Origin of the sequence: Acinetobacter sp. ACIN00229 (genome assembly GCF_016106645.1) — a bacterium.
Taxonomy (GTDB): Bacteria; Pseudomonadota; Gammaproteobacteria; order Pseudomonadales; family Moraxellaceae; genus Acinetobacter; species Acinetobacter oleivorans.
On record NZ_JADWOM010000038.1, the window covers coordinates 1 to 10924 of the forward strand.

Here is a 10924-nt window from a genome sequence, read left to right on the forward strand (position 1 = left end):
AATTTTACAATATAATAAAAATTAATCTTATTCTGAAAAATAATAGCTTTTGAAATTTGGATATATACTTTAATAGTTAAAAGTTTTACTGATAGATATATCATCTTACTCTTACCATACACGACCTTTAGTTCAATCAGAAGCTACTGAATTATATAAAACCCATGATGGCTTCTTAATGGATAACTTTATACTGGCATATTTTCTTAATTTCATAGTAGGTACTCATCCCATACACGAACGGAAATATCCAATTCTCTTGAGGCTGAACATTGTACAGAAATATGGCGCTCTCAACTAAACCAACAAAAACCTCCTCCTAAAGGATGAACAGGGCTTTGCTTTGTCAATTGCATAGAGGCTACTTCAAGAGACCTCTATGAATATAATGAAAGCTTTGTGAATATTCCTTGCTGAGTTTGCTATGTTTGCCGTAATAGGGTGATGTATAATTAATGGAAGTAAGGACATGTAATTCCATATTATTTTAAGTACCAGACATAAAAAAGAGCCTACGGTTTCTGAGAATCTCTTGTCTTGATTAGATTTTCTTATTTAATGAACACGCTGTTTCTTTTTACAGTCAGCAACTGCTTGTAGAATTTTCCTCCTTAAATTAGGGAGAAATACCCAAAATTAAAACATAGACACCGTTAAAATTTATTATTTCTACTTTTATTTTTTGTTATGTTGTAATGCATGCTAAATATCAAATGGATATTTAATTATTTTACATTAAATGAATTAAATAAAAAAATTCACGTTAAAGCCGCAACCAACTGCTCAAACCTTTTTGAATATTCTGAACATGAGCAGTAATATGAACTGACTTCTACTTACTCGATGTCTTCAGTATAAAATTATCAAACATATCCAATTCCTTCTCGCATCCCATTTTAAACTTAGCATTACCATAACCTTGCCATACGACATGATCTAAAGCTTCGTGATGAAACCCTACTACCTTGCTTTGCTTATCAATTTGTATTGCCGAGGTAACCATTGATTAAATTTGGAATTAGAGTCTTCTCACTAATTAACAATAGTACATCAAAGATGAGTATTATTTCATATTTAACCACGACAACTGATGTTTAGAATAAAGATACGCTAGGAAAAGACTGTTATGTTTCCCTGGAATAACATGTTCATGTTTTTTGGATATTCATTAAAATAAGGAATCACATATTCCCATGCTACTTCGCCCTGCAAGGTGACCTTAAATATACGTCCAAAGGCGCATTCAGAAATAAAGGTATTACCATTTTCCAGACATTGCGTACTATCCATAATAGGCTAAATAGATAAACTTACTTTAAACTGAATAGTTGACAATATAATTAAGACACCATTATCAATGCCTGTTCTAGCCCACGTTGTTTGTTTTTTTCCCATCCCAAACCATGCTGAATTCAACGGTGTCCCTACTCATTGCTCGGCGTTCGTGATCCACAAACTCCATAATACTGTGCCAACAAGCCATAAACCGTTCCTTTGATAGAAGCTAACTTTGCTCCACAGATATGGTGGTTAAATATGGTCATTCCATTAATTTATTTCAAGACCTTTATTTTTTAATTTTAACTTAAAAACTATTAATTATTAAAAAATTTCTACTTAAGAGTATTAAAATATAAAAAATTTATGATTATTTTTATAGGTTATAAAGTATAATTATATTAGCATATTATTCCAAAGAAGTATCAGAATAATTATTAATATTTTTTCTTCTATATTGTAAAGGACTTAAGCCCATCCATGATTTAAATGCACGAATAAATGATGTTTGTTCTTGATATGATAGCAAGTATGATATTTCAAGAATTGATAAATTAAGATCAGATAAATATTTAACAGCCATCTCTTTTCTTACCTGATTCAAACTTTGTTTAAAATTCAATCCCTTTTGTTTTAACTGGTACTGGAACATTCTTGGGGAGTAACCCATTCTTTTTGCAACATTTTCAATAGATATCCCCCCTTGATTCAATGAATGAATTATTTCTAAACGAACAAGGTCTTCAAATGAATCATTTTCTGGTAAATCAAGAAGTAATTTTTCAGCCTGTTGAATTAAAAAATAGTTTAAAGTTTTATCTGCTTTTGTTATTTTTAAACTTAAGCCACTTAAAGGGAAATATATATTTGTTTTAGCTTGATTAAAATAAACTGGACAGTTAAAGTAGTCTACATAAATATTTTTATCTTTCGGCGTTTGTGAAGTAAATTCAATTTTACTAATTTTTAAAGTACTTGGAAAAATTAAGCTACTTACAAATTTAAAAAATATAGCTATCATAGTTTCATCAGCTAGTTTACCGGCCTTAAAGTATGGATCAAACTCCCAGCTAATTACTAACTCATTATCATTAAACTTTACCGACAAATCCATGAAATCATAACTTAATCGATGATATTTAAGTAAAAATTGAAGAGCACTTCCTAGATTATCACTACAGCTACCAATATATCCTAATATACCTAGATGTTCTGACTCAACTAATTGCGCTATTTCAAAACTCAAAGTTGGACTTGAATAATTTTTTTCAATATAATTAAGTAATGATAGCCACTCGGAGAAAGGGACTCTATCATTAAAATTAAAAAGCGAAGTTTCTCTAGGTAGTCTTATATTGTTATTAATACAAAATTTCTCTAAAAGGCGAATTAATCCGCTATTTACAGATTTTACATGATAGAGATTTTTAAACATTTCTTAACTCGCTCTAGTTAATAAATATGAACCAAGAAAAATATTAATTAATTGCTCGTTAAGTTAATCTTCTTTTGAAAATTATGCTTAACACCATTGTGATCTACAAGTGAAAAATTTAATGAGTATGAAGAATCATTAAAATATTTACCTAAAATTAAGTACTCTCTTTGAGACTTGTGACAAATCATAAAAACTTGAACATGAAAAAAGCTGACCAAAAGTATATACTTTACCAAAATTTTCTTGACTACGAATAATAGAAGCTAAAAGATAAATAAAATAGCTGCGAATATTATTCCATTTTTCGCCAGAGCTTTAATTGTAACTCCAACTAGAATGCTGCCGATATTGTAATTTTACAATATTGATGCCACCATTTAAAGAAACATAAGCAGAATCTTGACTGCTATGATTGTCTTCAACTTTAAAGCAGTTGTAATAGTAATTATAAATATGCTTAATAAAAGCAACTATACTACCTGAATCCCAATTTATAAGATTAATATAACCTCTTGGGTTAGATAAAAGGCCTGATTGTGGAATACTAAAATCTAAAATTAAATTGCTTTGATAAGGGCCAATCTGGCTATTTTTTATCCACCCCTGAATATAAAAATACTGTTGCTCTCTACCTAGCCTTGATCCTATCTGTATATAATTATCTTTTAATCCTAAAATATTTAAATTTTTCAAAAACAAACATAGTTTAACATTATTAGATTTATCTTTAATATCTATTTTCATGCGTTGAATAAAATGGTTATTTAAATAAATATCAACCTTGTACTTATCAAGTAAAATATTTTTCTTTTTATTTAAATATTCCAATAAATTAGATTTTTTTATTGATTGATGATTTTTTCATCCATCGCTTGGACTCTATTTGCAATAGCTTCCACTAGCAAGATAGATAAAAACAGATATGAATAATTTATTTTCATAATGTAATTCTCATTTTTATATCAAAAAATTAGTGATTCAATACGTACAACGAGTGCACCATAATCATTAATTAGAGTTGCTTTTATTTTTGCATTTTCATTGATATAATCTGGAATTTTTACAATAAAACGTGAAGTTGATTTTGGTTCAACAATAATATTTTTTTTAGAATAAAATATTTACCATTTATTTGTAGCCCAATTTCCTGAATATTAGAAAAATAAGGAGTTGGATTATTTATTGTTAATTTTTTATCAGCAGGATCAATAAGAAATCCGAGTTTATCTATAACTATTGAAGAACTCATAAAATCACTTAATTCTTTTGGCCGAAAAAAAACTTTAATTCTATTTTTAAATACAACCATTAAATGATTATTATTTTCAATTTCACTTTGTTTGTTAGAAGGATACTGAATAAAATTCAGATAATATAAAGATTCCTGTGAGTTAGAGACAAGTTCACCCGTATAACGTAATCGAACAATTTGACTTGTATTTGCTTCCATACGGAAAATTTGAGGAGTAATCACAAATGGTGCTTTTGTAGCATCAAGTGTACAATTTTCATCCAACCAGATTTGTACTAAAGCGGGTTTATTATCTTTATTCTGAAAATAAATTGTTTTTTCAGTTTGACTATCTTCAAGAATTACACGTGTACCAACGCGTACAACACTAGCAAAACTATTAAATCTAAAGCTTAAATTTAAAAAATAAATTACTAAAAGTAAAAACTTTTGAAATAAATCGAGGAAAATATTCATTTCTATCCTATGGAAAAATTACGGCAAAACAACCACCTATAACTGGTCATTATTTAAGAGTTTTTTAATAGCTCAAGTGTATTCCCCCTATGCTAGTAACAGCAGCAGCAGTTGCATTACCGCCCTCAGCAATATATTGATGAGTCCCCAAATTCGTAATTAGCGCTCGTCTGTCCTGTTTTAATTGCTAAGCCATTAACTGTCTGTCACACTGTTTAGAGTTATAGGTGATGTTCCTGTAGCTTAGAAGCAAGTTGAAATCGAAACTTTACCTTAGAAAGTTACAGTCGATGCACTAATTGTGCATGCAGGTGCAAATAAAATTACTGTAATTGCTAGTTCTAGATATTTTTTAACGACCATATAAAAAAGCTTATTAATTAATAGGTTAATATTTAAAATTATCCCATTTTGACTTTTTGTGATTTTAATCACAAAAACGATTATTGTTTATTTTATGTAACAAATATTGTCATTTTATGAAGAAAAAGTTTGCATTTAATACAAGTTGTAATTTTCATTTTAGATTCAATTGAATATAAAGTTGAAATCAAGTGCTTGAGTGATTACGTAATGTATTAAGAAGATGTTTGTAATCCTTTTTTTTTGCTTCTTGAACTACTTTTTTAATCTCATCATCTTTCCATTTTTGATTTGTAGCATTAAAAATAAAGAGGGAAAGTAGAACAAATTGATGCTCCCCTTTACGAAAGTAAATTTTTTTAACTTTTCGGGATGGTGTAAATAAATTCATAGAATACTTTCAACTCAGGCTATTTGTTATTTTAATTATTATTTGTATTAGCTATATAATTCTTGTTAATTTGCGAAAAAAAGTTTTCATTTAAAACAATAGTAAATATTAAAAATATTAAAAAATCTTTCAATAAATAAAAATGGATTTTTTAAAAGTAGTTTACTCTTAAGATATGAAATAAAATAATGAGGATCAGCTCTAATTTTCTTATGGGTAAATAGTATAATTAAATCTCACTTAAGCAAACCTTCTTTAATCATATTCTTTCCTCTCACAGTAATACCTATTTTTTAACAGCTAATAAAAAATTTTATGAATTATAAAAATTAATTTTCTACTATTTTTACTTGTATTTAACTTACAGTGTTTCAGCCATAAATCCCATTCTTTTTTCATTAGTTGCTTTCGAGTCATGCAATAAACTACGTTTGGTTATATTAAGTAAATTTGTCTTTAATTGATATTTTCTGCATATTCTTTTATAAAAACTGGTATTATGAATTCACTCATTAAAAACTTATAACTACATATGTTTAATGGCTTTTTATCAAAAAAAATCCAAGATAAATATAAAGTATAGATACTCTATATTTATACAATTAATAAATAATTTATGATTTTAAAATTTGAACTTTCTTATTTATATCATCACGTAAATTTTCAGGTAAAAAATCTAGCTCATCCTTGCAAGCTTCTGATGAAATAAGTCCTAAGGACTGTCCAACAAAGATCCAATTTACCACATGAAAAATTCCATTCCATCCATGCTGCGTATAACCTTTAATATCTTCCATTCTAGGGCAACGTTCTAAGAAGACTTCTTTTAAGGCAGCGTAACTTTCTGGATAGGGTGTTTGTGCAATAGATTGCCAAAATGGAGAGTCTTTTCTTGGACAGTCATAGTGCATACGTAGAAAATCGCATATACCCTGCCAAGTTGCAGAATTACCATGGTTATAATTTTTAATACTCAAATCAGATATGATTCCACCACTTTGTAATATTACTTGCTCAAAAACCCTTAATTGCTCTAACATTTGACCAATTGATGTCGCTTCTAAGGGTTCAACAAAGCCTGAAGCAAGTCCTAATGCTAATACATTTTTTTGCCAAACTTTTTCAAAATGACCTGACTCAAAATGTAATACTTTTTGAGGTTCTATTTCATATCCTAAATATTTTTCGACTTCAATAATTGCTTGCTCTTCAGATAAGAAATTACTATTAAATACGTAACCTGCTCCTATGCGTTCCTTCAAAGGAATTTGCCACATCCAACCAGCATTCATAGCTGTAGCTCTTGTCACCAACTCTGGATTTTTTCCTTTATGTGAAATGTGAAATGGAATTGCGCAATTTAAAGTTAAATATTTTTTAAATGAAATCCATTTACTTTTTAATTTTTTCCCTACTACCAAACGAGAAAAACCACTTGCATCTATAATAAAATCTGTATCTAGTAAGCTTTCTTCCGTTTTAATTTGTTTCGCAAATCCGTGTTCATCAAAAAAATATCCTGAACTTTCATTTGTAAATGTTTTACGCCACGCTCAGTAGTCTTTTGGCAAAGAAAGCTTGCCACTTTATCGCTATCAAAATGTAAAGATGTAAATACACCAGATGTTGCAACTAAATGATCAATGGCCTCTTTTTGTGAAACTTGATTAACAATAGCATTAAACCCCTTAACAACATTAGCTAATGGAATATTTTGAGATATTAAAGAAGAAATTATAGGATAAAATCCTCTATATTCATAATTAAAGGGAGACAACTCAGGATTAATAAATAAATGATAAAACTCATCATCTCGTTGACCAGTTCTCCCCCCCTCATAACAAAAACCCCATTTAAGGCTAGCCCCAGTTTCACGCATAAATTCGCTGGTCGGGATCCCTAATTTATTTAAGGTTTGAATTAAGTTAAGTAATCCTCCTTCCCCAACACCCAGTACACCAATGTTAGGCGATTCAATAACCTGTATATCTACACTAGAAGGAAATAATCGTCTCATCGTCAAAGCTGCAAACCACCCCGCTGTGCCACCACCAATAATAGAAATCGTTTTAATATTTCTTAAATTTAACATTTTTATCCTTTAATAGTTTTTAGAACAAAAAAAATGGCGCCTAGGCGCCATTTTTTTTTGCAATTTTAAATAACTAATTGGTTATTCAATAGTAGGGTAATTAAATCTGTATCAATCCCGTTCAAAGTCAAAACATTCGAATAGTTATCAGCTCCACCATCACGGTCAATTGCAATAGTAGTATTACTTCCATCACTTGAAATTTTTAAATAGTCAAGTATATGAGATGAAGAAATATCCAATTTTACACCGTCTGTATCAGTATATAAACTTGGCGTTCCAGTATAACTATCTAATAACTCATGTAAGTCAATGATATCTGCATCGCTATCTGTACCAACCTTACCAACATGGAAACCATTAACGACATCACTGCCATTACCACCTGTCGCATCTGTATTCAGCAGCGTAAGGTAAATTGTATCGCTACCGCCACCAACTCCTCCCAGATTATAGGTATCATTACCTTGTCCACCGACAAAATAATCATTACCTGAACCACCTGTAAATGTTGTATCACCACTACCTGTGATAAATTTCTCAACATTTTCAAATGTATCGATATAAGTAATACCAGCAATGACTTTAGTTATAGTACCTATAGCTACATTAACGGCTATTTGTGCATTTAATAGGCTATAGTCGAGAATATCTTCCCCACCATTGGCAACCCATTCTTTTGCACCAGCAGCATTAATAATCCAACCACCACCACCATTATAGTGATCGTTACCTAATGTACCGAAGAAGTGGTCGTTATAACCTGTACCGACAATGCCTACACCGTTACTTGCACTATTATTCACTGAAGAACCAGATTCTGCAGTCAATACATAAGCTTCATTGGCTTTACCAGTAGTTAAACCACTCCATGTTGTATTGATAGTTGTATTGGTATAACCACCAAGATTGGCAACACCACTCACATTATCGGATACACCATTAGTAATTCTGAGCAATTGTACAGAATAGGTTTCATTAGAATCTAATCCATAAAAACTTACTAGACCCATACTATTGCTTGAACCAGCAGATTGAGGATTAATCACTTGTGTAGAGACCAGATTTCCTGCCGAATCATACAATTTTACAGTATTGCTATAATAAGTATTGATACCCTGACCATCAACAATACGAATTTGTAAACTTGTACCATCAGCGGCAACATTTGTATTCTTAACTAATATTGTTGGTGCACTATTCGTCGTTGATACTACTGCCCCATCTAATCCTGCACGATAAAATACTAGATCCAATGAACCATCCCAATCGTAATCCACCACAACAGCACCTGTAATATCTGAATATGTTGCAGTGGTTAATGCTGTACCGCCACCAGTCCAAACATTATTGCCTTGATTCAGATATAGTGTTGGTGCAAATGCACTGTAGCCGCTTCCTGCTACTTGTGCAGGGACTTCAATGACATCAATTTTGCCATCAAAGTTCCAGTCCACTGCAAAGGATGTTCCACCTTTTTTAGTATCGCCAAACCATAAGGCTTCAGCATCCGTTGCATTCAGTTTTCCTGTACCATCATTCAGATAAATACGGCTTTCATTTGAATTTGCACCAGCTTTTGAACCTCGGTTGAGGTAAATATCGAGCCAACCATCACCATTGAAATCAGCAAATGTTGTAGATTGTGAGTAGTTCCCGTAGTCATCCTCACCATCATTTGCAAAAATATTTGTTTTGGTAATGTATGTAAATCCAGATGTTCCTCCTGAGTTATAGAGTAAAGCCATGCTTCTTTGACCGGTTCCTTGATCTGAGTGCACCACAATATCAACTGTACCATTGTTGTCCAGATCAACTGCTCCAGTTTCATGCAATACAGAGAACCCAGATGGTAGTGCTGTACCTGTAACGCTTCCTGTCCCTACTCCATTAGATACCGTTCCAGCGAATGATGGGGGTCTACCAGCTTCACCATTATTTTCATAAGTTAATGTACCAGCATTATTGACGATAAATGAAATAGAGTCCGCAGCTGAATCTGCTAATACAAAGTCCAAATAACCATCACCGGTACGATCATAAGCAATTGCACCACCTAAATGATTTAATGTTCCTTGATTTAAAGCCTGAGGTGTATAACTACCATCGGCATTTTGTAGCCAGTACGCAGTTCGTCCACTGTTACCATAACTACTTACTTGTGACATTACATCAACATAACCATCACGATTGATATCTGCAAACATTGCCGAGTTTATAAAACGACCGTAACCAGCATCATTCACATTATAACCAGCACCATTTGTAGTACTTGGCTCTGCCAGATATAAAGAACTATAGTCAGTTAATGAATTATTCTGGGTATAGACTCGTCCTGCATTTGCTGTCGTTGTACCAGATGTACCTCGTACGCTTTGGAAGAATGACCATGAACCATCTGCACTTATTGTTACTGCAGCAGCATTCAACCCATAACCTTCAGCATCCGTTGTACCACCCCAAGTTGTAGTAATGGTTTGGCTACCAGTTGCAGAAGAAGCTACGCCAGTATTAGTCACTTGACTAATAGACGATACATTACCTGCAACATCCCAAACCAAGAATGCCAGATTCAATGCACCAGCAGGCAGCGTTGTGGTAATCGTCCAGCTACCATTAGCAGCAACTACAGCAGATGCCACGACTTTATCCTGACCTTCTTGCCACATACCGTTGTTATTAACATCATTAACAAGGGCAATTGTTGTCCCTGCTTCAAGCACACCATATGTTGCACTGTTAAAGGTATATGATGTAGAAATAGTCGTTACATCAGGCACATTAGGTGCAGTAGTAATTCCTGTCGGTGAAGTTAGGTCAATTACTACAGTTTTGTCCTGACCTGTTAAGTCTGCAACATTTCCGGCTGTATCAATTAATCTAAATTTAACGTTCAAACTTACATCAGTTGTGTAAGTTTGGGTTAGTACATGTGTCCAGGTTAAACCAGTTAATGTTGCATTTGTCCATAAGGTTCCACCATCTATCGAAATCTGTAATGCTTCACCAGCACCTAATGTACGACTTAATGTACCCGAGATTTCACTTGGAGTCGCATCACGAGTAATCAAATCATTGTTAGTAGCTGTTAACGTTGTTGTAGTTCCTGAAGGCGGAACACCATTTGCAGTATCTAAATTTATTACAGTAGTAGTAGACAATCCTGTTACATCTGGTGGAGTTTCATCCACAGTCAATATGAGGTTATTACTTTGTGAACCGAGGTTACCAGCGGTGTCAACTACTCGTGCATAATAGGTATATGATTGACCATCACTTAGATTAGAACTGACCTCATAAGTCCATGCTGTTCCAACTATATTTGCATATCCTTGGAAACTTGTATTTCCACCATTCACCTGATAAATAGCAATTTGCTCACCAGCTCCCAAGGTAGAATTTACTGTACCATTTAATACAGGAGTACGATCATCTGTTGTTGAGCCACTGTTAAAGTTACCAGTAACTACACCAACATCATCGGTATAGTTTGTGATCGTTACTAACTGAGTCGGTGCAGTTGTATCAATCACAATGGCTTGACTATCTGTACTTCCAATATTACCTGCTGCATCAATGACTCGTGCTTGATACGTAAAATTACTGCTATGGACAACTGCATCAACCAAACTCCATGTCGTACCTGTCGTAATA

General features: G+C 32.5%; 4 protein-coding genes and 1 pseudogene. All 5 read right to left on the reverse strand.

The features are described from left to right. Nucleotides 1-1687: 1687 nt before the first annotated feature. Nucleotides 1688-2713 (reverse strand): AraC family transcriptional regulator, encoded by a 1026-nt coding sequence (locus I7H67_RS19500; protein WP_198308640.1) that lies wholly within the window; start codon nucleotides 2711-2713, stop codon nucleotides 1688-1690. A gap of 318 nt (nucleotides 2714-3031) precedes the next feature. Next, the gene (locus I7H67_RS19505) at nucleotides 3032-3544 is read right to left on the reverse strand and encodes a FimD/PapC N-terminal domain-containing protein (RefSeq protein WP_198308641.1); all 513 of its coding nucleotides are present in this window, start codon (nucleotides 3542-3544) and stop codon (nucleotides 3032-3034) included. Nucleotides 3545-3776: 232 nt separating this feature from the next. After that, a complete protein-coding gene (locus I7H67_RS19510; RefSeq protein ID WP_227602616.1) occupies nucleotides 3777-4424 on the reverse strand; it encodes a molecular chaperone in 648 nt (215 codons plus the stop codon). Nucleotides 4425-5792: 1368 nt separating this feature from the next. Continuing rightward, a pseudogene (locus I7H67_RS19865) lies at nucleotides 5793-7270 on the reverse strand (tryptophan 7-halogenase). Nucleotides 7271-7335: 65 nt separating this feature from the next. Beyond that, nucleotides 7336-10924, reverse strand: a 3589-nt coding sequence (locus tag I7H67_RS19525) for a beta strand repeat-containing protein (protein ID WP_198308643.1), incomplete at its 5' end; no start/stop codon positions are given.